The sequence below is a fragment of the Enterobacter asburiae genome (genome assembly GCF_024599655.1).
GTDB lineage: Bacteria > Pseudomonadota > Gammaproteobacteria > Enterobacterales > Enterobacteriaceae > Enterobacter > Enterobacter asburiae_D.
The window spans coordinates 914,171-939,957 of sequence record NZ_CP102247.1 but is presented as its reverse complement, the minus strand read 5'-3'; the positions used below and the strand labels follow the sequence as shown (position 1 = coordinate 939,957).

The following is a 25,787-nucleotide window of genomic DNA, read 5'->3' as shown; positions in this document are numbered from 1 at the left end:
CACCTCACCCGCCGTTTGATGTGTCCTCTTTCGCCCCGCCAGGCGTGAATATCGTCAGTAATATGATGATGGCTCGCTTTCATCGTGGCCCGTCAGCCCTCACCTATGCATGGTTTTATCAGCAGGTAAGAGGGCATGGACCATGGGATTACAAACAGCGCGATAGACAGTTCGAGAGTTTTGGAAACTTCCATTACGGGGCTGTTGGTCACGCTGCGGGGATTCCTGACGAAGTATTACTTAGGGGCGCAGGATGGGCGCAAAGTCGCGCAGGAACAACTGATGCGGCTTTTGGTAATTGGTATGGCTCAACGCCTTACGGCGATGATCCTAATGACCAATATTGGATAAGAGCGGGTATCGACTATGCAAAACGCACAGGTTTTTAAGAGACGGTATCTTCTTCTGATACCGTTGATTGTTATCGCCTTTGGGGTTTACAACATGCTGCACTTCTCACCACTTGAGCAAGAGATTATCAAGAAGGTGAAAGTAAACAACCAGGCTAATCTATTCATCACGGAAGCGAGTGCAGGCGCCACCACAGGCTTTTCCTACCGTTTCTATTTGTATGATGCTAACAAAGACGATAAATCATTTATTAAGAGTCTGAAGGACGATGACGAGCCTTTCATGATCACTACGGACAAAAACGCATTGAGGAAAGTCGAAAATGATGCGATCTATCTGTCAGTGAAGGGAACCATCTACACCTTTCACAACCAGGCGGCTTATAGAGTGCATGATTCAATCTACTCAGTACCTGTCTACCTCACAGCCATACCTTTCTAAGAGCATAGCCAGCTTTCACGCTGGTGTGACGCAGTGGCAACACCAGGATATTTTAAGCAGGAGGATGTAAACTGGGAGAATAAAGAGACGGCCCCCCACGGGGGAGGGTTGTGAAAGTGTTTCCTGTTGTCTTCGACCTTATTGCACGTAAAATGACCAGACACATTTTGGGAAGGAGTCTTTAATGGATATTGCGCTGCTCAACAGGGGGTGGAACAGAACATGGTCAGATACCATGGTAAATCTGGAAGCCCGGAAACTCGTCGAAACTGCAAATCGGCTATCAGCATTCTATTTGCAAGATGGGATAACACGTATCAAGTTTGTCGAAGAGATAAGGCAGGTCGTAGAGAAAGAATTTGAAACTGCACGACGGGCCAAAACCGATGAAGAATGCATTTCATGCATCAAAAATCTGCGTGCCGAAACAGATAATCTGCAAGAACAAGAACGCTTGTTAAGAACCAGAGCCGCCCAACTTTATGCAAAGGTCGAGTTTGTCAGGGAAAACAATAAAATCGTCGGATACGTGATTTCGGCAATCCATATAGTGGTATCTGGAGCAGCATTATTTGGTGGGATGGTTATGATGTCCACTATGACCCCTGTTGGAGTTCTTGCAGGAGCAGTTTTATTTGTTGATGGTATTAACGGTATAACAAAAGAAGCAAGCCATCTTCGCTATGGTGAACAATCCAAATCGGAAGGAATTTTTGCTGATGGCGCAATGGAGACCGCACAATTTATGGGGTTTAGCCCAAAAAGTGGATTAGCTCTTTATAATACGGTGACTCTAGGGGCGAGTGTCTATAGTATCTTCGGCTTAGCAAGGAAACCCGGAGCTTGGCGATTATTCCGTTGGCTGCCGCGTGATTACTACCGAAAAGTTGACACAATGAGCAAGCCTAAGCTAACGATGAAAATCGCTGGATATGGTGTTAAAGCGAAAGTCATTTTTGATCTTCTGGCTACTGATAACAGTATTAATTAAGATTTGTTCGCTCTACAGAATCGCCAAGATTTATAAGCAAGTACAGGCGGTTGTATAAAAATTGCAACCGCTGCGCCACAAGAAAGGCCAATTGCACCAGAGAAAACACTCTGCTCAGATGCGAACATCACAAGAAAAATGAATACAGCAAGGCAACCGGATACAACCCACACGGCAAGAATAAATCGCCTGGCCAGGTCCCTGATTGCATTCCCCAACGTTCCACCATAGCTTTCAACGTTGTTCTTTATCTTCTTCAAATCCGATGGTGTAAAGCCAGAACTCAACAAAGCCTCATCAGTAACATCCATATTGTCCTCTCCGCATTTCTTAACTGGCAATGGCACACATAATCATATGTGATGAACTATACAGTAATCCACATGATGTTTGTGCAATGTATCAGATTTCAGACAATAGAAGCCATAAAGCCCCGTTAGTGGTACAAGCAACAAGCGGAGCATAGCGACTGCATCAGGCCAACCTGGTTGGTTTCGCTTTGCGAAAGTCACCAGTGACCAAATCAGATTCTCAGAGGGATCACACCTTATCAGGGTGCTCGTGTACCTTTCGGAGCGTGAGCGAAGCGCTGGCAGGGCCTGCATATCGTGTGCAGGTACGTTTACCACTATAAACCTGTTTACGCAGCCACAAGGCCGCACATCGGGCTTAAGCGTATGATCAATCTGTTCGGGAGTTATGCCAGGTATGCGGCTTTTTGTTCGTTGTTTTGCTGTCGCGGTAAGAACCTGGAACCACCGCAAGCGTGATGATGTGCTCCCTTGTACCACAGATCAATAACGCGACAGGTGCGGGCGTAGAACAATGGGAAGTTTAAGTTGTCCTTGCTAAAGCGGGACAACGTAACTCACTAATAAATCATAACTTATTGATTTATCAGGATACTGGAGCGGGCGAAGGGAATCGAACCCTCGTATAGAGCTTGGGAAGCTCTCGTTCTACCATTGAACTACGCCCGCTTTGAGGTGCGTAAGGCATTATAGACCTTACACACCTTCATACAAGCCTCTTCGCAACTAACCGGCGATAAAATAATCACTTAGCACTTCGGTTTGCTGCCTGGCGCAGGAAGATAACGCTGCGGATCGATGGCCGTCGCCTTATAGCGAATCTGGAAATGCAGCTTCACCGCGTCCGTACCGGTGCTGCCCATGGTGGCAATCTTCTGCCCGGCTTTGACGTTCTGCCCGTTGTTGACCAGCATCGTGTCGTTGTGCGCATAGGCCGTGATGTAGTCTTCACCATGCTTAATCATGATCAGGTTACCGTAACCGCGCAGCTGATTACCGACATACACCACCTTCCCTGCCCCGGAGGCATAAACCGGCGTACCGCGCGCAGCGGCGATATCAATACCCTTGTTGCCACCTTCAGAGAGTGAGTAAGGGGCGACCACTTTACCGCTGGCAGGCCAAATCCAGCAGCGCTGTCCAACCGGCGGCCATGACGATTGCGGTACCTGATAGGACGGCGTCACTTTGGCGGTTTTGCCTTTCGAAGAGGATTTTTTACCCGCGGAAGATCCGCCGCTAACCTTCAGCTGCTGCCCCACCTCGATGGTGTAGGGCGGTGAGAGATTGTTCAGCCGCGCCAGATCCTTCACGCTGGTCCCCGTCGCGCGCGAAATTCGATACAGGGTGTCCCCGCGCTTAACGGTATAGACCGAACCGGAATAGCTACCCATATCCGACGATTTGCTCCCCGAACAGCCCGCCAGTAATAGCGTCAGCGTCAGGCAAAAAATGGCGGTGATGGGGTTTCTCGTCAGGCTTCCTGCAAACAAAACAGATCCTCGGTCAGCGTGAATGGCGCACTATGATAACAGCCAAAACGAATATGGGTCATGCCCTTTTCCGCTCTACGAGCCAAACCGTTCGTATAAGAATGCCGTATAATGATCCGGCTGATGGTGCTGAACCACTCGGCATTTTGGCACTGGAGCATCAATGAGTATTCAAGAACACGTTATTTTGGTAAACGACCAGGGAATGGTGATTGGCACTCAGGAAAAATACGCCGCGCACACCTTACATACCCCGCTGCATCTGGCGTTCTCTTCCTGGCTTTTTAACGCAAACGGCGAATGTCTGATCACCCGGCGCGCCTTAAGCAAAAAAGCCTGGCCCGGCGTCTGGACCAACTCCGTCTGCGGCCACCCGCAGTCCGGCGAAGAGACGATACAGGCGATAATCCGCCGCTGCCGCTTTGAAGTGGGCGCTGAGCTGTCCAATATCACCGCCGTCGCCCCTGAATTTCGCTATCGGGAAACCGACCCGTCCGGGATCGTGGAAAACGAGATTTGCCCGGTATTCGCTGCCCGCATCACTAACGACGTAACGATAAACGAAGACGAAGTGATGGACTATCAGTGGGTTGAGCTGGACGCGTTATTCCGCGCGCTGGACGCGACGCCCTGGGCCTTTAGCCCGTGGATGGTCATGGAAGCGACGACCGCCCGCGAAAAACTAAAAGCCTTCGCGGCGCAATAAAAAAGCCCCTTTCGGGGCTTTTTTTACATCTTAACGCCTTACTTCACCGGGCGCATCGCCGGGAACAGGATCACGTCGCGGATGGTGTGGCTGTTGGTGAACAGCATGACCATACGGTCGATACCGATGCCCAGACCCGCCGTTGGCGGCAGGCCGTGTTCCAGCGCGGTCACGTAGTCTTCGTCGAAGAACATCGCTTCGTCGTCGCCTGCCGCTTTCGCGTCAACCTGGTCCTGGAAACGCTGAGCCTGGTCTTCCGCATCGTTCAGCTCGCTAAAGCCGTTGCCGATTTCACGGCCGCCGATGAAGAATTCGAAACGATCGGTGATTTCCGGGTTCTCGTCATTACGACGCGCCAGCGGAGAGACTTCAGCCGGGTATTCGGTGATAAAGGTCGGCTGAATCAGGTGCGCTTCGGCCACTTCTTCGAAGATTTCGGTCACGATACGGCCCAGACCCCAGCTCTTCTCAACCTTGATACCGATGCTTTCGGCAATCGCTTTCGCAGAGTCGAAGTTATCCAGATCCGCCATGTTAGTTTCCGGACGGTATTTCTTGATCGCTTCGCGCATGGTCAGTTTTTCGAACGGCTTGCCGAAGTCGAAGACTTCTTCACCGTAAGGCACTTCGGTGGTGCCCAGAATGTCCTGCGCCAGGGTGCGGAACAGGGATTCGGTCAGCTCGATCAGATCTTTGTAATCCGCATACGCCATATAGAGTTCCATCATGGTGAACTCTGGGTTATGACGAACGGAGATGCCTTCGTTACGGAAGTTACGGTTGATTTCGAACACGCGGTCGAAACCACCGACCACCAGACGCTTCAGGTACAGTTCCGGCGCGATACGCAGGTACATGTCCAGGTCCAGGGCGTTGTGATGGGTGATGAACGGACGCGCAGACGCGCCGCCAGGGATCACCTGCATCATCGGGGTTTCCACTTCCATAAAGTCGCGGTTCACCATGAACTGGCGGATACCGGCCATGATCTGGGAGCGAATTTTGAAGGTCTTGCGGGATTCATCGTTAGAGATGAGATCCAGGTAGCGCTGACGGTAGCGCGCTTCCTGATCCTGCAGGCCGTGGAACTTGTCCGGCAGCGGGCGCAGGGCTTTGGTCAGCAGACGCAGCTCGGTGCAGTGGATAGACAGTTCACCGGTTTTGGTTTTGAACAGTTTACCTTTCGCGCCCAGGATATCGCCCAGGTCCCACTTCTTGAACTGCTCGTTGTAGATGCCTTCCGGCAGGTCGTCACGGGAAACGTACAGCTGAATACGGCCGCCTACGTCCTGCAAGGTCACGAAGGAGGCTTTACCCATGATACGACGGGTCATCATGCGGCCTGCAACGGCCACTTCAACGTTCAGCGCTTCCAGCTCTTCGTTCTCTTTAGCGTCGAAGTCAGCGTGCAGTTGGTCTGAGGTATGGTCACGACGAAAATCGTTCGGGAACGGCACGCCCTGCTCGCGCAGCGCTGCCAGCTTCTCGCGGCGGGTTTTCAGTTCGTTGTTAAGATCGACTACCGCGTCAGCGCCCTGTGCTTGTTGTTCAGACATGTTGGTTCCTCATAACCCTGCTTTCAAACTTGCTTCGATAAATTGGTCCAGGCTGCCGTCCAGCACCGCCTGCGTGTTGCGGGTTTCAACCCCGGTACGCAGGTCTTTGATGCGGGAGTCATCAAGGACGTAAGAACGGATCTGGCTGCCCCAACCGATATCGGACTTGTTGTCTTCCATCGCCTGTTTCTCAGCATTTTTCTTCTGCATCTCCAGTTCATAAAGCTTCGCTTTCATCTGCTTCATGGCCTGGTCTTTGTTCTTATGCTGGGAACGGTCGTTCTGGCACTGTGTTACCAGCCCGGTTGGAATGTGGGTAATACGCACCGCCGATTCCGTACGGTTAACGTGCTGACCACCCGCGCCGGATGCGCGGTAAACGTCGATACGCAGGTCCGCCGGGTTAATTTCGATATCAATATCTTCATCAACTTCCGGGTAAACAAACGCGGAGCTGAAGGAGGTATGACGACGGCCACCGGAGTCGAACGGGCTCTTACGCACAAGGCGGTGAACGCCGGTTTCGGTACGCAGCCAGCCGTAGGCGTAATCGCCAATGATCTTGATGGTGACGGATTTCAGACCCGCAACTTCACCTTCAGACTCTTCGATAATTTCGGTTTTGAAGCCGCGCGCTTCTGCCCAACGCAGGTACATACGCGTCAGCATGCTGGCCCAGTCCTGCGCTTCGGTGCCGCCAGAACCAGCCTGAATATCGAGATAGCAGTCAGCGCTGTCGTATTCGCCGGAGAACATACGGCGGAATTCCAGCTGCGCCAGCTTCTCTTCCAGCACGTCGAGTTCTGCTACGGCTTCGTTAAAGGTTTCTTCGTCGTCGGCTTCGACGGCCAGCTCCAGCAAACCGGAAACATCTTCCAGCCCCTGGGCCATTTGATCCAGCGTATCTACGATAGCTTCGAGAGAGGAACGCTCTTTACCCAGCGCCTGTGCGCGTTCAGGTTCGTTCCAGACGTCCGGCTGTTCCAGCTCGGCGTTTACTTCTTCAAGACGCTCTTTCTTGGCATCGTAGTCAAAGATACCCCCTAAGAACGTCAGAGCGCTCCGTGAGGTCCTGAATACGGTTTTTTACCGGATTAATTTCAAACATGGTCTGTTTTCTTTTATGGACTTGTCAAAATGCGGTGATAAGAGCGGGATTGTACCGAATCCACGCCCTTTTTTATAGAGATTACTGCCGCTAAATTGGCCAGATATTGTCGATGATGATCTGAAGGGTGCGGTTACCGCGAAACTCGTTTATATCCAGTTTGTACGCCAGCTCAACCTCGCGCACGCCGTTGTCAGGCCAGATAGAGGTGTCAACGTTGAAGGCGATGCCGTCCAGCAGCGGACCACCGCCCACAGGCTCGACCATCACTTTCAGATGACGTTCGCCGACGATACGCTGCTGCAGCAGGCGGAAACGCCCGTCGAACAGCGGTTCCGGGAACATCTGCCCCCACGGACCGGCATCGCGGAGCATTTGCGCCACGTCCATCGTCATCTCAAGCGGTGAAAGCTCGCCATCGGACACCACTTCCCCCTGCAACAGGGCCGGGTCAATCCAGTCGGTGACCAGTTCACCAAACAGCCGCTGAAACTCGTCGAACTTCGCCTCTTCCAGCGACAGGCCCGCCGCCATCGCATGGCCGCCGAACTTGATCATCAGACCCGGGTGAAGCGTATCGAGACGCTCCAGCGCATCGCGCATGTGCAGACCCTGAATCGAACGGCCGGAGCCTTTCAGCGTACCGTCACCCGCGGGGGCGAACGCGATCACCGGACGGTGGAAACGCTCTTTAATGCGCGACGCCAGAATGCCGACCACGCCCTGATGCCACTCAGGATGGTACATCGCCAGGCCGCCCGGCAGCGTATCGCCGCTGCGCTCAAGTTTTTCGCACAGGGTCAGCGCTTCGGCCTGCATCCCCTGCTCAATCTCTTTGCGGGTCTGGTTCAGCGCGTCAAGCTCGTTGGCGAGCACGCGTGCTTCACCAATGTTATCGCACAGCAGCAGCGCCACGCCGACGGACATATCGTCCAGCCTTCCAGCTGCGTTAAGACGCGGCCCGAGGGCAAAGCCCAAATCGCTTGCCGCCAGCTTGAGCGGATCGCGGTTGGCAATCTCCAGCAGCGCCTTGATCCCCGGACGGCACTTGCCTGCCCGGATGCGGCTTAAGCCCTGCCAGGTCAAAATGCGGTTATTGGTATCAAGCGGCACCACGTCCGCGACGGTACCCAGCGCCACCAGATCGAGATATTCGGCCAGGTTCGGTACGGCAATACCGCGAGAGTCGAACCAGCCCTTATCGCGTAACAGGGTACGTAACGCCAGCATCAGATAAAACGCTACGCCCACGCCCGCGAGGGATTTCGACGGGAAACCGCAGTCGCGCAGGTTGGGGTTAATAATCGCTTCCGCATCCGGCAGCGTTTCGCCCGGCAGGTGGTGATCGGTGACCAGCACCGGGATCCCCAAAGCGTGAGCATGATCGACGCCCGCATGGGAAGAGATCCCGTTATCGACGGTCATGATCATCTGTGCACCACGGGCGTGGGCCTGATCGACCACTTCCGGACTGAGACCATAGCCGTCTTCAAAACGGTTCGGCACCAGATACGTGACGTTATCGCAGCCCAGCGCGCGCAGGCTGAGCACGCTCAGCGCGGTGCTGGTTGCGCCGTCGGCGTCGAAATCACCTACCACCACAATCCGCGTTCCCTCTCGAAGCGCGTTGTAGAGCATTTCGGTAGCTTTTTCGATACCGCTCAGCTGCTGCCAGGGCAGCATCCCTTTCACGCTGCGTTCAAGATCCTCCGCGCGACGCACGCCGCGGCTGGCGTAGAGACGCTTAAGCAGCGCCGGGAGATCGTCTGGCAAATCAACCGGTTCAACCGCCTCGCGGCGGCGCAATTTTATTGGGGCTTTCACGCGGATTATTTACCACCAAACTGTTTCTGGTGCGCGTCGAGGAACTCTTTCATCTCTTTCGGTCCCTGATAGCCCGGAACGACATAGCCGTTGCTCAGGACAATCGCAGGGGTACCGCTCACGCCAAACTGCACGCCGAGCGCATAGTGGTTAGCAATATCAATGTCGCAGGAGGCTGGCTTAACGCCTTTGCCGTTCATGGCGTCGTCAAACGCTTTGTTGCGGTCTTTCGCACACCAGATCGCCTTCATGTCCTGCTCTGGCTGGCTCTGCACGCCCGCGCGCGGGAAGGCCAGGTAACGCACGGTAATGCCCAGCGCGTTGTAGTCTTTCATCTCTTCATGCAGCTTGTGGCAGTAGCCACAGGTGATGTCGGTGAAGACGGTAATGACGTGTTTTTCCTGCGCCGCTTTATAGACGATCATCTCTTTCTCGAGCGCGTTCAGGTTTTTCATCAGCAGCTGGTTGGTGACGTTCACCGGCTGCGCGCCGCTCACGTCGTACATTGGCCCCTGAATAATGTGTTTGCCGTCTTCGGTGACGTACAGCACCCCGCTGTTGGTCAGCACCGTTTTCATGCCGGCAACCGGTGCAGGCTGAATATCGCTACCGGTGACGCCAAGCTTAGCCAGCGACTGTTTGATGGCGGCGTCGTCCGCATGGGCGAAACCGGTAAATGAGGCTGCCAGCAGGGTGAACAGCGCGAAAGACTTTTTCATATGTGATCCTGTTACAATTCGTCGGCACTCACGCACGAGGGTGGTGCTGTTGGTGTAGCTGCCGCAGGCGTTCCGTCGCGACATGGGTGTAAATTTGCGTTGTGGAAAGATCGCTGTGCCCCAGCAGCATCTGCACCACGCGTAAATCAGCGCCGTGGTTTAACAGATGCGTCGCGAAGGCGTGACGCAATACGTGCGGCGAAAGCTTTTCACTGTCGATACCCGCCAGTGTGGCGTAATGCTTGATGCGATGCCAGAACGTTTGCCGCGTCATCTGCTGGGCGCGCTGGCTCGGAAACAGGACGTCGATAGACGTACCATTGAGCAGCCACGGACGACCGTGCTCCAGGTAGGTTTCCAGCCAGTAAACCGCCTCTTCCCCCAGCGGAACCAGCCTCTCCTTGTTTCCTTTACCGATGACGCGCACCACGCCCTGACGCAGGCTGATGTCGCTCATCGTCAGGCCAACCAGTTCCGAAACGCGCAAGCCGGTAGCATACAATAGCTCAAGCATGGCTTTATCGCGTAACTCCAGCGGCAGGTCAACAGCCGGTGACTGTAATAATCTCTCAACTTGTGCTTCGCTGAGATCTTTCGGTAGCCGCTGCGGAAGCTTAGGGGATGCCAGCAGCGCGCTGGGATCGTCTTCACGAATCTTCTCACGGTAGAGATGCTGGAACAGCCGACGCATGGCGCTGAGCAAACGCGCGGAACTGGTGGCTTTATAGCCCCCTGCGATACGTTCCCCAAGCAGCGCCTGCAGGTCATCACGCTGAGCGCTCGCAAGGGATAACCCCCGGTGCGCAAGCCACTCCACCAGCATGGTGAGATCGCGACGGTAGGCGCTGAGGGTATTCTCGGCCAGATTTTTCTCCAGCCACAGCGCGTCGAGAAACTGTTCGATCAGTGCGAGATCCTTTTCCACATCAGCCCCTTTGATTCTGCAGTCAGGCCATTATGCCTGATTGCGACCGGTTTCTGGTACACTACGCGCATAGTCAAAGCAAGAATTGAGATAGTTACGCGATGAATATTGGTCTGTTCTATGGTTCCAGCACCTGCTACACCGAAATGGCGGCAGAGAAAATTCGCGACATCATTGGCCCGGAACTGGTGACGTTGCATAACCTGAAAGATGACGCGCTTACGCTGATGGAGCAGTATGACGTGCTGATCCTCGGCATCCCGACATGGGATTTCGGCGAGATACAGGAAGACTGGGAAGCTATCTGGGACCAGCTCGATACGCTCAACCTCGACGGCAAAATCATTGCCATGTACGGCATGGGGGATCAGCTGGGTTACGGGGAATGGTTCCTGGACGCGCTCGGCATGCTGCACGATAAACTGGCGCCGAAAGGGGTGTCGTTTATCGGCTACTGGCCAACCGAAGGTTACGAGTTCACCAGTAAAAAACCGATTATTGCCGACGGCGAGCTGTTTGTTGGACTCGCGCTGGATGAAACCAATCAGTACGATCTCAGCGATGAGCGCCTGCAAAGCTGGTGCGAGCAGATCCTGGGCGAAATGGCCGAAAAGTTTAGCTAACGCGCGCTACCCCTGCGTCGTTTGTTGCAACAGCATCCGGCGCAGGTCTCGCCATTCGGCAGCATCCATACTGTCAGCCGCCAGCCACAGATGCTGGCAACGCCCGCCGTCCACCTTGCGTAGCCGTAACATCATGCCGCAGTTGAGCATCCAGGGCATACCGAGAATATCCCACTCTTTACCCTGCCAGCGCAGGCGGGAATCCATCAGTAATTTAATCTCTCCCTGACGGGCATTAATGCGACGCTGGCTGCGTACGCTGTCAAAAACGACAAACGACAGTAACAGCAGCCACAGCGGCGTATAGCTCAGCGGCCACGGCATCAGTAACACAAAGGCCGCAACCAGGCCGTGGAGCAATAAAGACATCCACTGCGAGCGCCACGAGACGCGAAGATCAGATTGCCACAGGACCACGTTCCCGATTCCGTGTTTGAATTAATTGCACCATCCGTTGCAACTCGGTGTCGGCGGGTTTGCCGTGGTTCATCAGCCAGTTGAACAAATCCGGATCGTCAGACTCAAGCAGGCGAACAAACAGACGCTTATCGTCATCGCTTAAGCTGTCATACTCATATTCAAAGAAAGGCATGATGGAAATATCAAGTTCACGCATGCCGCGACGGCACGCCCAGTGAATACGGGCCTTGTTGTTAATATCCATGTTCAGTTTCCTGCATTACGTTTGGCACAGTCGGTACCCCGTTCAGTGTTCTTTATTTCTCTACGGGGACACCAGCTAGTGTAACGTGTTTTTGACCGTTTCATTACTGGAATATTGCGATCGCCGAGCAGGCTTCCAGAATAATCCCTACAAAGACAGCGGATTACATTATTTTGCGTAGCGCTACGCATAACCGGTTTATGGCACAAATGGTCTGTTGAAAGCGCTTGCATTGCCTGCAGGCTCTTTTACCATTAGGCATTATCAAAGCGTTAAGCAATTCAGGATATCGTTATGGCATTTACACCATTTTCTCCTCGCCAGCCCGCCGCCTCTGCGCGTCTGCCGCTGACGCTTATTTCTCTTGATGACTGGGCGCTGGCAACGCTCACCGGTGCCGACGCCGAAAAATACCTGCAGGGCCAGGTGACCGCCGACGTCAGCCAGATGACAGAACACCAGCACCTGCTGGCCGCGCATTGCGACCCAAAAGGTAAAATGTGGAGCAACCTGCGTATCTTCCGCCGTCAGGACGGTTTTGCCTTTATTGAGCGCCGCAGCCTGCAAGAGGCCCAGCTCAAAGAGCTGAAAAAATACGCGGTCTTTTCCAAAGTCACGATCACCCCGGACGACGAACATGTCCTTCTGGGTGTGGCCGGTTTCCAGGCCCGTGCGGCCCTGAAAAATCTCTTCAGCGAACTGCCGGATGCAGAAAAGCAGGTGGTCAGCGAAGGCGCAACCTCCATCCTGTGGTTTGAACACCCGGCGGAGCGTTTCTTGTTAGTCACTGATGCGGCAACTGCCGAACGCGTGACCGAAGCGCTGCGCGGCGAAGCACAGCTCAACAACAGTCAGCAGTGGCTGGCGCTGAACATCGAAGCAGGTCTGCCGGTGATTGACGCCGCAAACAGCGCGCAGTTTATTCCTCAGGCAACCAACCTGCAGGCGCTGGGGGGCATCAGCTTTAAAAAGGGCTGTTACACCGGTCAGGAGATGGTGGCGCGTGCAAAATTCCGCGGCGCAAACAAACGTGCGCTTTGGACGCTGGCGGGCCATGCCAGCCGTGTACCTGAAGCGGGTGAAGACTTAGAGCTGAAGATGGGTGATAACTGGCGCCGCACCGGCACCGTGTTAGCCGCCGTACAGCTGGATGATGGACGTCTTTTGGTTCAAGCCGTCATGAACAACGACATGGAAGCCGACAGCGTGTTCCGCGTGCGTGACGATGCGAATACGTTGAGTATTGAGCCGCTGCCGTATTCGTTAGAAGAGTAATCGTTTACAGGTGTCCTCCCTCTCCCTGTGGGAGAGGGCCGGGGTGAGGGCAACCGCCCGCACGGTGTAAAAAACTACACCTGCCCCACATACAGATAAATCGCCAAAAAGTGGCATACGCTGCCGCCCAGCACAAAGCCGTGCCAGATGGCATGGTTGTAAGGGATGCGCTTGCAGACGTAGAAAATCACGCCGAGCGAGTACACCACGCCGCCTAAGGCCAGAAGCGTTACGCCCCCTACCGACAGTTTGACCGCCAGTTGATACACCACAATCAGCGACAGCCAGCCCATGGTCAGATAGGTGACCAGTGACAGCACCTTAAAGCGGTGCGCTATGGTCAGCTTAAACAGGATCCCCAGCAGTGCCAGGCTCCAGATAACAATCATCAGGCCACGCGACAGCGGCGAGTTGAGCCCCACCAGCAAAAACGGTGTGTAGGTGCCTGCAATAAGAAGATAGATAGCACAGTGGTCAAATTTCTTGAGCCACGTCTTGGCCCGCTGATGCGGGATCGCGTGATACAGTGTCGACGCCAGGAACAGCAGGATCATACTCCCGCCATACAGGCTGTAGCTGGTAATGGCCATCGCGCTGGCATTGGCGTCCACCGCCTGCACCAGCAATAACACTAAACCGACAATGCCAAACACCAGGCCAATGCCGTGGCTGATGCTGTTGGCTACTTCCTCAGCCAGCGAATATCCCTGTGCGATTAATGGTCTGCTCACCATACAAAACTCCGGGAAAACAAAAGATGATTATTCATCGCATAACTATGCTAACTGAGAATGATTCCAGTGAACACCTGTTAGCTAAAAAAAATTCATTTCAAAATTTATACCTAAAAATCATAGATATAAAGAAATCTTTCACCTAACAATTGTTCACATAAAAATTTAATCATTATGAATCAAGAGCATAAAAATGGATCCTGCCGTCTGGGTGCATGTTATGATGTGACGATGAGGTCAGAATGAGAGTTATGCCATTGTGAGTATGTTCACCCACTCCGCCATTGCCAGTCTCAATAACCTGGAGATGATGGTCTACAACTATGTCATAAAAAATCGTGACAAAGTCATGTACATGACCATCCGCGAGCTGGCGGATGCGGCAGACGTCTCAACCACCACTATCCTGCGCTTTTGCCGCAAGCTTAACTGCGAAGGCTATTCTGAATTCCGCGTGCGCTTTAAGCTTTATCTTGAGCAGAACGAGTCCCAGCAGACAAACTTCGGCGCCAGCGAAATTATCAGCTTTTTTAAAAGCGTGAATAATGAAGAGTTCGACGCGTTATTGGATAATGCGGTAGATATTATTTTATCGTCCGAGCGAATTATATTTGTCGGTGCCGGGACATCGGGTTCTCTGGCAAAATATGGCGCACGCTTCTTTTCTAATATTGGCAAATTCAGTAACCATATTGACGACCCTTATTTCCCGGTCACCAATGATATGGCGAAAAATGCGCTGGCGATTGTGCTCTCGGTTTCGGGCGAGACCGAGGAAATCCTGCGCTTCGCCAGCCAGTTCAGCCTGCATCACTGCAAGGTGCTCTCTATTACCAGCCACGAGCACTCGCGTCTGGCAAAGCTGGCGGATTTTAATCTCTCCTGGCATGTTCCTCAGACGCGTATTGCAGGCGTCTACGACATCACCACGCAAATTCCCGTCATTTATATTCTGGAATCTCTCGGACGTAAGCTGGCGAAGAAACTCACAGAATAAAACACCCTGTTTTTTTGATGTAACAAATCACATTTACTGTGAATTGTTATATCGTGACATTTAATATCGCTTTGCTAGACTCGATGCCAATAAGCCATTTATTGAGAATAGCAGCGATGAAAAAATTGACCTTACCAAAAGATTTTTTATGGGGCGGCGCGGTTGCGGCTCACCAGGTTGAAGGCGGCTGGAACAAAGGCGGCAAAGGGCCAAGCATTTGCGACGTATTGACCGGCGGCGCGCACGGCGTCCCGCGCGAAATCACGCAGGAAGTAGTGCCGGGTAAATACTACCCAAACCACGAGGCCATCGACTTCCACGGCCACTATAAAGAAGACATCAAGCTGTTTGCCGAGATGGGTTTCAAGTGCTTCCGCACCTCTATCGCCTGGACGCGCATCTTCCCGAAAGGTGACGAAACGCAGCCAAACGAAGAGGGGCTGAAGTTCTACGACGACATGTTCGACGAGCTGCTGAAATACAACATCGAACCGGTGATCACCCTCTCCCACTTCGAAATGCCGCTGCACCTGGTGCAGGAGTACGGTAGCTGGACCAACCGTAAAGTGGTCGATTTCTTCGTGCGCTTCGCGGAAGTGGTCTTCGAGCGCTACAAAAACAAGGTCAAATACTGGATGACCTTCAACGAAATCAATAACCAGCGTAACTGGCGCGCGCCGCTGTTCGGTTACTGCTGCTCGGGCGTGGTCTATACCGAACATGACAATCCGGAAGAGACGATGTACCAGGTCCTGCACCACCAGTTTGTGGCCAGCGCCCTGGCGGTGAAAGCCGCGCGCCGCATCAACCCGGAGATGAAAGTCGGCTGCATGCTGGCCATGGTGGCGCTTTATCCATTCTCCTGCAAGCCGGAAGACGTGATGTTCGCCCAGGAATCGATGCGCGAGCGCTATGTCTTTACCGACGTCCAGCTGCGTGGTTACTACCCGTCCTACGTGCTGAACGAGTGGGAGCGCCGCGGCTTCTCCATCAAAATGGAGGCAGGCGACGAGCAGACCCTGCGTGAAGGTACCTGCGACTACTTAGGTTTCAGCTACTACATGACCAACGCGGTGAAAGCAGAAGGCGGTACCGGCGATGCCATTTCCGGCTTCGAAGGCAGCGTGCCGAACCCGCACGTGAAGGCGTCCGACTGGGGCTGGCAGATTGACCCGGTGGGCCTGCGTTATGCCCTGTGTGAACTGTACGAACGTTATCAGAAGCCGCTGTTCATCGTGGAAAACGGGTTCGGCGCCTACGATAAGGTGGAAGAAGACGGCAGCATCAACGACGACTATCGCATCGACTACCTGCGTGCCCACGTGGAAGAGATGATCAAAGCCGTGACGCACGATGGCGTGGATCTGATGGGCTATACGCCGTGGGGCTGCATCGACTGCGTGTCATTCACCACCGGCCAGTACAGCAAGCGCTACGGCTTTATCTACGTGAACAAGCACGACGACGGCACGGGCGACATGTCGCGTTCGCGTAAGAAGAGCTTCGAGTGGTATAAAGGCGTGATTGCCAGCAACGGCGAGGCGCTGTAATTTTTGCCCGGTGGCGCTGCGCTTACCGGGCCTACACGAATAGTAGGCCGGGTAAGGCGAAGCCGCCACCCGGCTTATTTCCCACCGGCCAACTCTAAAAAACTGCCCGTTACGTACGACGCCTTCTCGCTCAGCAGCCAGACAATCGCCTGCGCCACCTCTTCCGGCTGGCCGCCGCGCTGCATCGGCAGCAGCGACTTAACGCGATCCACCCGCCCCGGCTCTCCGCCGGACGCATGAATATCGGTATAAATCAGCCCCGGACGTACGCAGTTGACGCGAATGCCCTGCGCCGCCACCTCCAGCGATAGCCCGGTTGTCAGCGAATCCACCGCCCCCTTGGATGCGGCATAATCCACATATTCACCCGGCGCGCCCAGGCGGGACGCCGCAGAGGAGACATTCACTATCGCCCCACCCTTGCCGCCATGTTTGAAGGACATGCGTTTAACCGCTTCCCGGCAGCAGAGAAAGTAGCCAGTGACGTTGGTCGCCAGAACGCGGTTAATGCGCTCAGCGGAGAGATTCTCGATAGTGGATTGCTCAAACAGAATGCCCGCATTATTGACCAGCGCACGAAGCGGCTCGCCTTCACGATCGAGGCTGTCAAACATCGCCAGCACCTGGGCTTCATCACTGATATCCGCGCGGACGGCAAACGCTTTACCCCCCGCATCCACAATCTGCTTGATGACGTCCGTCGCGGCTTTAATGTTGTGATGATAGTTCACCGCCACGGTGTAGCCTTCGTGCGCCAGCAGCAGCGCGGTGGCTTTCCCAATGCCCCGGCTCGCGCCGGTGACCAGTGCAATTGCCATTCGTTTCTCCCAATAAAAAAGCCGGGTGGCGGCTTCACCTTACCCGGCCTACGTTACTACATCAGCAATATTACTGGTATTCGCTCATCGGCACGCAGGAGCAGAACAGGTTACGGTCGCCGTAGACGTCATCGAGACGCTTCACGGTCGGCCAGTATTTGTTTGCCACGCCTGCCGGGAAGACCGCCAACTCGCGGGAATAACCGTGGTTCCACTCTGCCACCATTTCGTGCTGGGTGTGCGGGGCGTTAACCAGCGGGTTATCTTCCAGCGTCCACTCGCCGTCCTGCACGCGGTCGATCTCCATGCGGATGGCCAGCATCGCGTCGATAAAGCGGTCCAGCTCGGCTTTGCTTTCGGACTCCGTTGGCTCCACCATCAGCGTGCCCGCAACCGGGAACGACATGGTAGGCGCGTGGAAGCCGTAGTCGATCAGACGCTTGGCAATGTCCAGCTCGCTAATGCCGGTCTGCTCTTTCAGCGGACGAATGTCGAGGATGCACTCGTGCGCCACGCGACCGTCGCGGCCGGTATAGAGCACCGGGAAGGCGGATTTCAGGCGAGTCGCAATATAGTTGGCGTTCAGGATCGCCACCTGGCTCGCCTGCTTCAGCCCTTCCGCGCCCATCATGCGGATGTACATCCAGCTGATTGGCAGGATAGAAGCGCTGCCGAACGGTGCCGCAGAGACCGCGCCCTGACGGGTCAGCATGCCTTCAATCTGCACCACGCTGTGGCCCGGCACAAACGGTGCCAGGTGCGCTTTCACGCCGATTGGGCCCATGCCCGGGCCGCCGCCGCCGTGCGGGATGCAGAAGGTTTTGTGCAGGTTCAGGTGCGACACGTCCGCGCCGATAAAGCCCGGAGAGGTAATGCCCACCTGAGCATTCATGTTTGCGCCGTCGAGGTAAACCTGACCGCCGAACTGGTGCACCACTTCGCACACTTCACGGATGGTCTCTTCGTACACGCCGTGGGTAGACGGGTAGGTCACCATGATGCAGGAGAGCTTGTCACCCGCCTGCTCGGCTTTCGCACGCAGGTCGGCCAGGTCGATGTTGCCGTTCTTGTCGCACGCAACGACCACCACTTCCATACCCGCCATCTGGGCAGAGGCCGGGTTGGTACCGTGGGCGGAGCTTGGGATCAGGCAGATATCGCGGTGACCTTCGCTGCGGCTTTCGTGATAGTGACGGATCGCCAGCAGGCCCGCGTATTCGCCCTGCGCGCCGGAGTTCGGCTGCATGCAGAGCGCGTCATAACCGGTCAATTTCACCAGCCAGTCGGAAAGCTGGTTGATCATCATGTGATAACCTTCCGCCTGCTCTGGCGGGCAGAACGGGTGCAGCTCGGAGAATTCAGGCCAGGTGATCGGGATCATCTCTGCCGCGGCGTTGAGCTTCATGGTGCAGGAGCCCAGCGGGATCATCGCCTGGTTCAGCGCCAGATCCTTGCGCTCCAGAGAGTGCATGTAGCGCATCATCTCGGTTTCGCTGTGGTAGCGGTTAAAGACCGGATGCGTCAGGATCGCATCGTTACGCAGCATGCTTTCCTGAATTGAGCGGCTGTCGAGCGCGACCTCTTTGTCGAGCGCGTCAATATCCAGACCGTGCGCGTCGCCCAGCAACACGCTGAACAGGTTCAGGATATCGTCGCGGGTGGTGCTTTCATCCAGCGTAATGCCGACGGCGTTGTGGATGTCGCTGCGCAGGTTGATCTCTGCCGCATTCGCGCGCGCCAGCACGGCCGCTTTGTCTGCCACGTCCACACACAGGGTGTCGAAGTAGTGAGCGTGGCGCAGCTTAAGGCCTTTCTGCTGCAGGCCGCAGGCCAGAATATCGGCCAGGCGGTGAATGCGGCTGGCAATGCGCTTCAGGCCTGCCGGGCCGTGGAACACGGCGTACAGGCTGGCGATGTTGGCCAGCAGCACCTGGGAGGTACAGATGTTGGAGTTCGCTTTCTCGCGGCGGATGTGCTGCTCGCGAGTCTGCATCGCCATGCGCAGCGCGGTGTTACCGGCAGCATCTTTTGATACGCCGATAATACGGCCAGGCATGGAGCGTTTGAATTCATCTTTCGCGCCGAAGAACGCCGCGTGCGGGCCGCCGTAGCCCATCGGCACGCCGAAGCGTTGCGCTGAACCGAATACGATATCCGCGCCCTGTTTGCCCGGCGCCGTCAGCAGCACCAGCGCCATAAAATCGGCGGCAACGCTGACAACCACTTTGCGGGACTTCAGCTCGGCAATCAGCGCGCCGTAGTCGTGTACTTCACCGGTGGTGCCGACCTGCTGCAGCAGCACGCCGAAGACGTCCTGGTGATCCAGCACTTTGTCGGCGTCGTCGACGATCACGTCGAAGCCGAAGGTCTCTGCGCGGGTGCGCACCACGTCCAGCGTCTGAGGATGCACGTCCGCCGCGACGAAGAAGCGGTTGGCATTTTTCAGCTTGCTCACGCGTTTTGCCATCGCCATCGCTTCGGCGGCAGCGGTCGCTTCATCCAGCAGCGAGGCGGAAGCGATATCCATACCGGTCAGATCCAGCGTCACCTGCTGGAAGTTCAGCAGCGCTTCCAGACGGCCCTGAGACACTTCTGGCTGATAGGGGGTGTAAGCGGTGTACCAGCCCGGGTTTTCCAGCATGTTGCGCAGGATAACCGGCGGCAACTGCACGTTGGTGTAGCCCATGCCAATGTAAGACTTATAGCGCTTGTTCAGGCCTGCGATAGCCTTCAGCTCCGCCAGCGCGGCGAATTCCGTAGTGGCTTCCCCCACCTGAGGCGGCGTGGCAAGCTGGATGTCTTTTGGCACAATCTGGCCGATCAGTGCGTTTAATGAATCCGCGCCAACTGTCTTCAGCATCTCCTGCTGTTGCTGAGCATCCGGCCCAATGTGACGTTCAATGAAGGCGCCACGGTTTTCAAGCTGGCTTAAAGTCTGTGTCATGAGCGATGGTTCCTGAAACGTGCAGTGAATGTGTTTTCTCCCTCTCCCTTAGGGAGAGGGCTGGGGTGAGGGTGTCGTCTGTTCCCCTCACCCTACCCTCTCCCCAAAGGGGAGAGGGATAATGGCTTACTCGTCTTCTAACAATGCTTCGTACGCGGTCGCATCCAGCAGCGCGGCAACCTGAGATTCGTCGCTGGCTTTGATCTTGAAGATCCAGCCGCCTTCATAAGGCTCGCTGTTCACCAGCTCTGGCGAATCGCTCAGCGCGTCGTTGATGGCAACGATTTCGCCGCTCACAGGAGCGTAGATGTCAGAAGCCGCTTTTACGGACTCCGCCACAGCGCAGTCGTCTCCCGCGCTAACGGTCGTGCCCACGTCAGGCAGGTCAACAAACACCATGTCGCCCAGCAGCTCTTGCGCGTGCTCGGTGATCCCTACGGTGTAAGTGCCGTCCGCCTCTTTGCGCAGCCACTCATGTTCTTTGCTGTATTTCAGTTCTGCTGGCACATTGCTCATTGAAGTTCTCCTGATAAAAATGATTAGGCGACCGGCTTACCGGCGCGAACAAAAATCGGTTTGGTTACGTTGACCGGCATTTCGCGGTTGCGGATTTGCACCACCGCCGTTTCGCCAATACCCGCCGGCACGCGTGCCAGTGCAATACTGTAGCCCAGCGTTGGGGAGAAGGACCCGCTGGTGATCACGCCTTCACGAGGATTGCCGTCAGCATCGGTAAAACGCACCGGCAGTTCACCGCGCAGCACGCCCTTCTCGGTCATCACCAGCCCCACCAGCTGTTCAGTGCCCTTCTCGCGCTGCATCTCCAGCGCTTCACGGCCAATAAAGTCACGATCAGCCGGTTCCCATGCGATGGTCCAGCCCATGTTGGCGGCCAGCGGAGAGACGCCTTCGTCCATCTCCTGACCGTAGAGGTTCATCCCCGCTTCCAGACGCAGCGTATCGCGCGCGCCCAGACCCGCAGGCTTCACGCCCGCTTCCACCAGCGCACGCCAGAAATCAGCGGCCTTCTCGTTCGGCATGGCAATTTCGTAGCCCGCTTCACCGGTGTAGCCGGTGGTGGCGATAAACAGATCGCCCGCCTGCACGCCGAAGAACGGCTTCATGCCTTCGGTTGCTTTGCGCTGCTCGTCGTTAAACAGAGACGCGGCTTTCGCCTGCGCGTTCGGTCCCTGCACGGCGATCAGCGACAGATCGTCACGGACGGTGATGTCGATGGCATAAGGTTCGGCGTGTTGGGTGATCCAGGAGAGGTCTTTTTCGCGGGTGGCGGAGTTTACAACGAGGCGGAAGAAATCTTCAGTGAAGTAATAGACGATAAGGTCATCAATCACGCCGCCCGAGGCATTCAGCATGCCGGTATAGAGCGCTTTACCCGGCGTCTTCAGTTTGGCGACGTCATTTGCCAGCAGATAACGCAAAAACTCCCGGGTGCGGCTACCGCGCAGATCGACAATCGTCATATGGGACACGTCGAACATACCGGCATCGGTGCGCACCGCGTGGTGCTCATCAATCTGCGAGCCGTAGTGCAGCGGCATCATCCAGCCATGGAAGTCCACCATGCGGGCGCCGCATAACACGTGTTGTTCGTACAAAGGAGTCTGTTGAGCCATCTTGTCCTCGTTGAAAAATTCACCGTGAAACCCGGTATCGGCCCCGTTCCCGAGTGCCGACGCAAACGTTCTCTTTTACCTGAACTTACCACCGAAACCGGCGGTTAACCATAAGGTAAAACGGGTCATCACATTAGCTTATGACCAAAAAACGCTAAAAAGCCTACAGAGTTATTCACTGGAAAAATGCGATTAACCCCGCACAAAATTAACAATGATCTAACAGGATTTAGCACATGGTGATATTTCGTGCGGAAAAACGGGCCGAATTTCCGTAGCGAGAAAAACACGACATTAGATTATCTAATGCGAAAAATGATGTGAAATTAGAATATTTCAAACGAGAGAATTTCCCCGGCGCAGAGGCCGGGAAAAGAAAGTGTGACAGGGGTCTAAATTAACGTAGCCAGTCCGGCAGGTCGTTAAGACCCATTGCCTGACGGAGGAGCTGGGGTTTAACACCCGGAAGGGTATCAGCAAGCTTGAGGCCAATGTCGCGCAGCAGTTTTTTCGCCGGATTCGCCCCGGCAAACAGCTCGCGGAAGCCCTGCATGCCCGCCAGCATCATCGCCGCGCTGTGCTTGCGGCTGCGCTCGTAGCGACGCAGATACAGATGCTGGCCGATATCTTTCCCTTCGCGGTGCAGGCGGCGTAGCTCCTCAACCAGCTCCGCCGCGTCCATAAAGCCAAGGTTGACGCCCTGCCCGGCCAGCGGATGAATGGTGTGAGCCGCATCCCCCACCAGCGCCAGACGGTGCGCGGCAAACTGACGCGCGTAGCGGCCGGTTAACGGGAATACCTGACGCTCGCTTTCAAGCGTGCACAGGCCAAGGCGGTTATCAAACGCCACGCACAGCGCCTGGTTAAAGGCGTCCGGCGTCGCCTCCTGCATCTGCTGGGCTTGCTCCGGCACCAGGGACCAGACAATCGAGCACAGGTGCGGATCGGCAAGCGGCAGGAACGCCAGAATGCCGTCGTTGTGGAAAATCTGCCGCGCCACGCCGCCGTGCGGCTCCTCGGTGCGGATCGTTGCCACCAGAGCATGATGGCGGTAATCCCAGAAGGTCAGCGGGATATCGGCTTTATTCCGCAGCCAGGAGTTGGCACCGTCAGCACCGACCACCAGACGCGCGGTCAGCATGTCGCCGCTTTGTAAGGTGATAAACGCCTCGTTTTCACCCCATGCCACCTGCTGGATCTGCGCTGGCGCAATCAGGGTCACATCGCTGCACTGCTGTGCTTTCTGCCACAGCGCGTGGTGGATCACCGCGTTTTCGATGATATGACCCAGATGGCTATAGCCCATGCTTTCATCATCAAAAGCAATATGACCAAAGCTGTCTTTATCCCACACCTCCATGCCGTGATAGCAGCTGGCGCGCTGCGCCACAATATCTGCCCAGACGCCAAGATGCGTCAGCAATTTCTCGCTGGCGGCATTGATCGCCGAGACGCGGAGTTCCGGCGGAGCATCTGGCGCAACGGGCTGAGGCTGCTTTTGCTCCAGCACCGCCACGCGCAGGCCGCTGCCCTGTAAACCACAGGCCAGCGCCAGTCCGACCATACCGCCGCCAACGATGGCGACATCAACATTTTGCACGGTGATAACTCCTTAACGCGCGACCCAACCAAGAGTCCGCTGCGCCAGCACGTCACGTGCCGGAATGAATAATTCCATCGCCATCAGCCCGAGGTTGCGACCTGCAACCAGCGGTGCCCAGCGATTGGCAAAGAGATGGACTAAGCCGTCGGTGACGCCAATCGTCGCCTCTTTATCGGCCTGACGTCGCTTCTGGTAATGGCTGAGTACCGGGTATGCGCCACAGTCTTTTTGCTCGCCCCATGCCTGCGCCAGCGATTCCGCCAGGCTCATGACATCACGCAGCCCAAGGTTAAATCCTTGTCCGGCAATCGGATGTAATGTCTGCGCGGCGTTGCCGACCAGCGCCACGCGGTGAGAAACAGACTGCGATGCGGTGGTTAACGACAGCGGATAGACCGCACGTTTCCCCGCATGGGTAATACGCCCCAGCCGCCAGCCAAAGGCCTTTTGCAGCTCGGTGCAAAAACGTTCGTCTGACCAAGCTTTTACCTCTTCAGCCTTATCCTGCGGGTGACACCAGACGAGGGAACAGCGCCCGTCCGACATCGGCAGCATGGCCAGCGGACCGTGCTGCGTGAAGCGTTCAAACGCCCGGCCGTGGTGTTCTGCTGCGGTAGAGACGTTCGCAATGACCGCAACCTGCCCGTAAGGCTGCTGTCGCCACTCGACGCCGCACTGCGTGCCGAGCGCCGAACGCGAGCCGTCCGCCGCCACCAGAAGCTGACCGTCGAGAACGGTGCCATTATCGAGGGCTACGCTGACCGCATCTTCGCTGCGGCTAAAACTGGCCACGCGCGCCGGACAGTGAAGCGTGACGCCCGGCGCATCCTGTAACAGACGGAACAGACGCAGGCCAACGTCGTGGAGTTCAACAACCTGACCCAGCGCGTCGATACGGTAATCCTGCGCGTCCAGCGTCACAAAGCCAGCATGACCGCGATCGCTTACGTGAACGGTGTTAATTGCCGTCGCGCAATCGGCGATGGCCTGCCAGATGCCAATGCGGGACAGTTGCTGGCAGGTACCCTGCGCCAGGGCAATGGCGCGGGCATCAAAACCGGGATGATTCTTTGCCTGCGGCGCGACGGCTTCCACCAGGTGCACCGGAAGCTGGCCTTTCGTCAAATGCGAAATGGCCAGCGCCAGCGTGGCCCCGGTCATGCCGCCGCCAACGATAATCACGCTCATGCGCGTGCCGCTGCCATCAGCGCCTCGATATCGTCAGCGTTTTTCACGACGCTCGCGGTCAGGTTTTCGTTACCGGTTTCGGTAATCACGATGTCGTCTTCAATACGAATGCCAATGCCGCGGTACTCTTCAGGCACGTCGGCATCCGGCGCGATATACAGCCCCGGCTCCACGGTTAACACCATGCCCGGCTCCAGCACGCGCGAACGGTCCGTGCCGTACGCGCCAACGTCATGTACATCCAGCCCCAGCCAGTGGCTCAGGCCGTGCATGAAATACGGTCGATGCGCATTTTCAGCAATCAGGGTGTCGACGTCGCCCTTCAGAATGCCGAGCTTCACCAGACCGGTAATCATGATCCGCACCACTTCACCGGTCACTTCCTGCATGGACGTTCCGGGACGATACAGCCTGAGCGCCGTCTCAAGCGAGTCGAGAACGATGTCGTAAATCGCGCGCTGTGCCGGTGAGAATTTACCGTTCACCGGGAAGGTGCGGGTGATATCCCCCGCGTAGCCCTGAAATTCGCAGCCGGCGTCAATCAGCACCAGATCGCCGTCGCGCAGCGCGCTTTCGTTCTCGGTGTAGTGCAGAATGCAGCCGTTTTCCCCGCCGCCAACGATGGTGTTGTAGGAGGGATAACGCGCGCCGTGGCGGTTAAATTCGTGGTGAATTTCACCTTCCAGCTGGTATTCGAACAGCCCGGGACGGCACTTCTCCATGGCGCGGGTGTGCGCCAGCGCGCTGATTTCGCCCGCACGACGCATCAAATTCAGCTCTTCTTCTGACTTGAACAGGCGCATCTCATGCACCACCGGACGCCAGTCCGTCAGCGTAGCGGGCGCGGACAGGTTCTGCCGCGAGCCTTTGCGCAGCTTATCCAGCGCGGTGAAAACAATCTCATCGGCGTAAGCATATTCTCCCTGCGCGTGATAGAGCACGTCGAGGCCGTTAAGCAGCTGATAGAGCTGCTGGTTGATTTCGCTAAACGCCAGCGCACGGTCAACGCCCAGCTTCGCCGGGGCGGCCTCCTGGCCTAAGCGGCGGCCAAACCAGATTTCAGCCGTCAGATCGCGCACGCGGTTGAAAATTACGCTGTGATTGTGGGTGTCATTGCTCTTAATCAGCACCAGCACCGCTTCCGGCTCGTTAAAGCCGGTGAAGTACCAGAAATCGCTGCTCTGGCGATAGGGATATTCGCTGTCGGCGCTGCGCGTAACTTCGGGCGCAGCAAAAATCAGCGCGGCGCTGCCCGGCTGCATTGTTGCCAGCAGCGCCTGACGGCGGCGGGAATACTCTTGACTCGAGATAACCATGACACCCTCCTGTGCG

General features: G+C 55.9%; 25 protein-coding genes and 1 tRNA gene. 8 read left to right on the top strand and 18 right to left on the bottom strand.

The genetic code is table 11. The features are described 5' to 3' along the window. The first annotated feature begins 44 nt into the window (after window positions 1–44). From NQ230_RS04600 to NQ230_RS04590, 3 genes are all read left to right on the top strand, one after another. On the top strand, window positions 45–389 hold the full coding sequence (locus tag NQ230_RS04600) for a polymorphic toxin type 44 domain-containing protein (RefSeq protein WP_228117537.1): 345 nt from the start codon (window positions 45–47) through the stop codon (window positions 387–389). Further along, window positions 367–792, top strand: coding sequence for a hypothetical protein (locus NQ230_RS04595; RefSeq protein ID WP_023617774.1), 426 nt, complete (start codon window positions 367–369; stop codon window positions 790–792). The genes NQ230_RS04600 and NQ230_RS04595 overlap by 23 nt, the downstream gene beginning before the upstream one ends. Before the next feature lie 184 nt (window positions 793–976). Then, window positions 977–1,783, top strand: coding sequence for a DUF4225 domain-containing protein (locus tag NQ230_RS04590; RefSeq protein WP_257260195.1), 807 nt, complete (start codon window positions 977–979; stop codon window positions 1,781–1,783). Here NQ230_RS04590 and NQ230_RS04585 read toward each other — a convergent pair. The 3 genes from NQ230_RS04585 to actS all read right to left on the bottom strand — a co-directional run bounded on the left by NQ230_RS04585 (window position 1,780) and on the right by actS (window position 3,587). Further along, a complete protein-coding gene (locus NQ230_RS04585; RefSeq protein ID WP_015673660.1) occupies window positions 1,780–2,094 on the bottom strand; it encodes a hypothetical protein in 315 nt (104 codons plus the stop codon). The genes NQ230_RS04590 and NQ230_RS04585 overlap by 4 nt on opposite strands. Before the next feature lie 595 nt (window positions 2,095–2,689). Next, a tRNA-Gly gene (locus NQ230_RS04580) sits at window positions 2,690–2,763 on the bottom strand. An 80-nt stretch (window positions 2,764–2,843) separates the two neighbouring features. Then, window positions 2,844–3,587 carry an amidase activator ActS gene (gene actS / locus NQ230_RS04575; protein WP_121424589.1) on the bottom strand — a complete coding sequence of 248 codons (744 nt, stop codon included), beginning with the start codon at window positions 3,585–3,587 and terminating at the stop codon, window positions 2,844–2,846. A gap of 163 nt (window positions 3,588–3,750) precedes the next feature. Here actS and idi point away from each other — a divergent pair, with 163 nt between their 5' ends. Then, the gene (gene idi / locus NQ230_RS04570) at window positions 3,751–4,293 is read left to right on the top strand and encodes an isopentenyl-diphosphate Delta-isomerase (RefSeq protein ID WP_257260191.1); all 543 of its coding nucleotides are present in this window, start codon (window positions 3,751–3,753) and stop codon (window positions 4,291–4,293) included. Window positions 4,294–4,331: 38 nt separating this feature from the next. Here the strand turns inward: idi and lysS are convergent, their stop codons facing one another. The 5 genes from lysS to xerD all read right to left on the bottom strand — a co-directional run bounded on the left by lysS (window position 4,332) and on the right by xerD (window position 10,425). Next, window positions 4,332–5,849: a lysine--tRNA ligase gene (gene lysS, locus NQ230_RS04565; protein WP_096151316.1), complete on the bottom strand. Its 1,518-nt coding sequence runs from the start codon at window positions 5,847–5,849 to the stop codon at window positions 4,332–4,334. A gap of 9 nt (window positions 5,850–5,858) precedes the next feature. Beyond that, window positions 5,859–6,957 (bottom strand): peptide chain release factor 2 gene (gene prfB / locus NQ230_RS04560; protein WP_096151315.1). Its coding sequence is split into 2 segments (ribosomal slippage): window positions 5,859–6,881 and window positions 6,883–6,957, totalling 1,098 coding nucleotides; the frame shifts between segments, so codons are not numbered across the junction. Between the two features lie 90 nt (window positions 6,958–7,047). Then, window positions 7,048–8,781: a single-stranded-DNA-specific exonuclease RecJ gene (recJ, locus tag NQ230_RS04555; RefSeq protein ID WP_121424590.1), complete on the bottom strand. Its 1,734-nt coding sequence runs from the start codon at window positions 8,779–8,781 to the stop codon at window positions 7,048–7,050. 5 nt (window positions 8,782–8,786) lie between these two features. Then, the gene (dsbC, locus tag NQ230_RS04550; protein ID WP_029740340.1) at window positions 8,787–9,500 is read right to left on the bottom strand and encodes a bifunctional protein-disulfide isomerase/oxidoreductase DsbC; all 714 of its coding nucleotides are present in this window, start codon (window positions 9,498–9,500) and stop codon (window positions 8,787–8,789) included. A 28-nt stretch (window positions 9,501–9,528) separates the two neighbouring features. Further along, window positions 9,529–10,425, bottom strand: coding sequence for a site-specific tyrosine recombinase XerD (xerD, locus tag NQ230_RS04545; RefSeq protein ID WP_023309098.1), 897 nt, complete (start codon window positions 10,423–10,425; stop codon window positions 9,529–9,531). 101 nt (window positions 10,426–10,526) lie between these two features. On the opposite strand from xerD, the gene fldB reads away from it, so the two are divergent. Beyond that, on the top strand, window positions 10,527–11,048 hold the full coding sequence (fldB, locus tag NQ230_RS04540; RefSeq protein ID WP_023333304.1) for a flavodoxin FldB: 522 nt from the start codon (window positions 10,527–10,529) through the stop codon (window positions 11,046–11,048). Between the two features lie 6 nt (window positions 11,049–11,054). Here fldB and NQ230_RS04535 read toward each other — a convergent pair whose 3' ends face one another. Both NQ230_RS04535 and sdhE read right to left on the bottom strand, forming a co-directional pair. Beyond that, entirely contained in the window at window positions 11,055–11,465 is a 411-nt protein-coding gene (locus NQ230_RS04535; protein ID WP_021242050.1) for a protein YgfX, read from the bottom strand. Then, window positions 11,446–11,712: an FAD assembly factor SdhE gene (sdhE, locus tag NQ230_RS04530; protein WP_010435322.1), complete on the bottom strand. Its 267-nt coding sequence runs from the start codon at window positions 11,710–11,712 to the stop codon at window positions 11,446–11,448. Before sdhE ends, NQ230_RS04535 begins: the two co-directional genes overlap by 20 nt. 294 nt (window positions 11,713–12,006) lie before the next feature. Between sdhE and ygfZ the strand changes: the two genes are divergently transcribed. After that, on the top strand, window positions 12,007–12,987 hold the full coding sequence (ygfZ, locus tag NQ230_RS04525; RefSeq protein WP_121424591.1) for a tRNA-modifying protein YgfZ: 981 nt from the start codon (window positions 12,007–12,009) through the stop codon (window positions 12,985–12,987). A 74-nt stretch (window positions 12,988–13,061) separates the two neighbouring features. On the opposite strand, the gene trhA is transcribed toward ygfZ, so the two are convergent. Beyond that, window positions 13,062–13,721 (bottom strand): PAQR family membrane homeostasis protein TrhA, encoded by a 660-nt coding sequence (gene trhA, locus NQ230_RS04520; RefSeq protein WP_023333307.1) that lies wholly within the window; start codon window positions 13,719–13,721, stop codon window positions 13,062–13,064. Between the two features lie 265 nt (window positions 13,722–13,986). Between trhA and NQ230_RS04515 the strand changes: the two genes are divergently transcribed. Next, window positions 13,987–14,718 (top strand): MurR/RpiR family transcriptional regulator, encoded by a 732-nt coding sequence (locus NQ230_RS04515; RefSeq protein WP_121424592.1) that lies wholly within the window; start codon window positions 13,987–13,989, stop codon window positions 14,716–14,718. Between the two features lie 116 nt (window positions 14,719–14,834). Beyond that, entirely contained in the window at window positions 14,835–16,268 is a 1,434-nt protein-coding gene (bglA, locus tag NQ230_RS04510; protein WP_252033567.1) for a 6-phospho-beta-glucosidase BglA, read from the top strand. Between the two features lie 74 nt (window positions 16,269–16,342). Here the strand turns inward: bglA and NQ230_RS04505 are convergent, their stop codons facing one another. The 7 genes from NQ230_RS04505 to pepP all read right to left on the bottom strand — a co-directional run bounded on the left by NQ230_RS04505 (window position 16,343) and on the right by pepP (window position 25,765). After that, a complete protein-coding gene (locus tag NQ230_RS04505; RefSeq protein WP_257260182.1) occupies window positions 16,343–17,086 on the bottom strand; it encodes an SDR family oxidoreductase in 744 nt (247 codons plus the stop codon). 70 nt (window positions 17,087–17,156) lie between these two features. After that, window positions 17,157–20,030 (bottom strand): aminomethyl-transferring glycine dehydrogenase, encoded by a 2,874-nt coding sequence (gene gcvP / locus NQ230_RS04500; protein ID WP_257260181.1) that lies wholly within the window; start codon window positions 20,028–20,030, stop codon window positions 17,157–17,159. A 126-nt stretch (window positions 20,031–20,156) separates the two neighbouring features. Continuing rightward, window positions 20,157–20,546 carry a glycine cleavage system protein GcvH gene (gene gcvH / locus NQ230_RS04495; protein ID WP_257260180.1) on the bottom strand — a complete coding sequence of 130 codons (390 nt, stop codon included), beginning with the start codon at window positions 20,544–20,546 and terminating at the stop codon, window positions 20,157–20,159. A gap of 23 nt (window positions 20,547–20,569) precedes the next feature. Then, on the bottom strand, window positions 20,570–21,664 hold the full coding sequence (gene gcvT, locus NQ230_RS04490) for a glycine cleavage system aminomethyltransferase GcvT (RefSeq protein ID WP_159514856.1): 1,095 nt from the start codon (window positions 21,662–21,664) through the stop codon (window positions 20,570–20,572). 397 nt (window positions 21,665–22,061) lie between these two features. Then, entirely contained in the window at window positions 22,062–23,264 is a 1,203-nt protein-coding gene (gene ubiI / locus NQ230_RS04485) for an FAD-dependent 2-octaprenylphenol hydroxylase (RefSeq protein ID WP_257260178.1), read from the bottom strand. Between the two features lie 12 nt (window positions 23,265–23,276). Further along, the gene (gene ubiH, locus NQ230_RS04480) at window positions 23,277–24,455 is read right to left on the bottom strand and encodes a 2-octaprenyl-6-methoxyphenyl hydroxylase (RefSeq protein WP_257260177.1); all 1,179 of its coding nucleotides are present in this window, start codon (window positions 24,453–24,455) and stop codon (window positions 23,277–23,279) included. Next, window positions 24,452–25,765 (bottom strand): Xaa-Pro aminopeptidase, encoded by a 1,314-nt coding sequence (pepP, locus tag NQ230_RS04475; protein WP_257261314.1) that lies wholly within the window; start codon window positions 25,763–25,765, stop codon window positions 24,452–24,454. The genes ubiH and pepP overlap by 4 nt, the downstream gene beginning before the upstream one ends. Window positions 25,766–25,787 lie beyond the last annotated feature (22 nt).